This window comes from Sphaerisporangium sp. NPDC049002 (genome assembly GCF_040649355.1).
Classification (GTDB): Bacteria; Actinomycetota; Actinomycetes; order Streptosporangiales; family Streptosporangiaceae; genus Sphaerisporangium.
This window is the reverse complement of the sequence record NZ_JBEZFH010000441.1, coordinates 1-1538: the sequence shown is the minus strand read 5'-3', so window position 1 is coordinate 1538 and position 1538 is coordinate 1. Positions and strand designations below refer to the sequence as shown.

The 1538-nt window shown below is 73.8% G+C and carries 2 protein-coding genes; one reads left to right on the top strand and one right to left on the bottom strand.

Features of this window, described 5'->3' with window-relative positions:
• The gene (locus tag AB0B89_RS36365) at window positions 1-1086 is read right to left on the bottom strand and encodes a histidine kinase (protein ID WP_358562319.1); all 1086 of its coding nucleotides are present in this window, start codon (window positions 1084-1086) and stop codon (window positions 1-3) included.
• A gap of 157 nt (window positions 1087-1243) precedes the next feature.
• Here AB0B89_RS36365 and AB0B89_RS36360 point away from each other — a divergent pair.
• Window positions 1244-1538: hypothetical protein (locus AB0B89_RS36360; RefSeq protein WP_358562317.1), on the top strand; the 295-nt coding region annotated here is incomplete at its 3' end.

Sequence of the window (1538 nt, the reverse complement as noted above, 5' to 3'; positions counted from 1 at the left end):
TCACCTCATACCATGTAGCGGCCATCTCCCGCGCCTCACCGATCTCGCCTGCGCGCCACACCCCCACCACGTAAGTTTGTCGTCCGGTACGGGCGGCGGCGCGTTGCGGATCTCGACCGTCAGCCTGTCGGCGGGGCCCCCGGTCACCCGTACCGCGACCGCCGCGCCGGGCGCGTGCTTGCGCGCGTTGGTCAGCGCCTCCTGCACGATCCGGTACGCCGTCCGCCCCACCACGGGTGGCGGCGCCGGGCCGTCCGGCGGTCCGGTGAGCTCGACCCGGCCGCCCGCCGCCCGTACCTCCGCCACCAGCCGGCCCAGGTCCGCCAGTTCCGGTTGCGGCCGCTCGCCCGCCGGCCCCGCGTGAAGCACGCCGATCACCTCGCGTAGGTCGCGCAGGGCCAGGTGGGCGCTCTCCCGGATCACCCCGGCGGCGCGCGCGATCTCCGCCCGGGGCGCGCCCGAATTGAACTCCAGAGCCCCGGCGTGCACGCTCATCAGCGACAGCCGGTGCCCGAGCACATCGTGCATCTCGCGGGCGATCTCCTCCCGGGCCTCTCGCCGGGCCCGCTCGGCTCGCAGCTCGGCGTCCGCTTCGGCCAGTTCCGCGCGCTCCCGCAGCGAAGCGATCAGCTGCTGCCGGGACCGCCGGAACAGCCCCCAGCCGATGGCCCCGGCGATCAGCGCGAAGTACGTCAGCGCCGAGCCGGTCCGGTCCCCGGGCAGCTCAGGCAGCCGCCACAGGAAGGCGGGAAGCGGGGCGAAGGCCAGCGCCGCCACCCACGCCGTGACCCGCCCCGGCCGGGTCGCGGCCACCGTGAACACCGCCACCATCGCCGGACCGGTCAGATAGTGCGCCTGGGTGCCCGCCAGCAGCAGAGCCACCGCCAGCGCCACCGGATGGCGCCGCCGCAGCAGCACCGCCGCGCACCCCAGCCCTCCGACCACCTGATCAGCGGCCCGCCACACGGGATCGATATCCGCCGCGACCGGCACGGACTGCGAACTGACGGCGGCGAAGCAGGCGGCGAAGAGGAACAATCCCAGGTCGGCGGCCCAGTCCCGGCGGGTGCGGTCGATGCGGCGCATGACCGGTAATCTACGCACGCCCGCCCGCGACCGGGCGTCCGTGCCGCGACCGGATACTTAAGTACGACCCGCGGCCGCCGGCGGCAGACTTCGGTCATCGCGCGCCCGTCCTAAGCCCGATCCCGGGCCCGGCATCGCCCGCCTACCGTGAAGAACCATGACCTCCACCAACCCCAAGTCCCCCCTGGCGGCCCTGTCGGGTCTGCTGTGCTTCGTCCTTGTCGTCGGCGGGGTGAGCGGCCTCCTGCACGAGTGGTTCGGCTGGATCCGGTTCATGGGTTTCCTCCGGTTCCTCGCCCCCGACGGCTACGAGATCTACAGCTACGTCGTCATGATCGTCCTCGGCCTGGCGATAGGCGCGGCCGGCGACGCGCTCACCCGCCGGGAGCCTCGGGCTCGGGGCGATCCCCAAGCAGTACCCGGCAGGCGACGCCGAGCACGGGCGCGGCATC

Excerpts from the sequence above, each read along its gene's own strand:
- AB0B89_RS36365 (WP_358562319.1), bottom strand. The coding sequence starts at position 1,086 with ATGCGCCGCATCGACCGCACCCGCCGGGACTGGGCCGCCGACCTGGGA.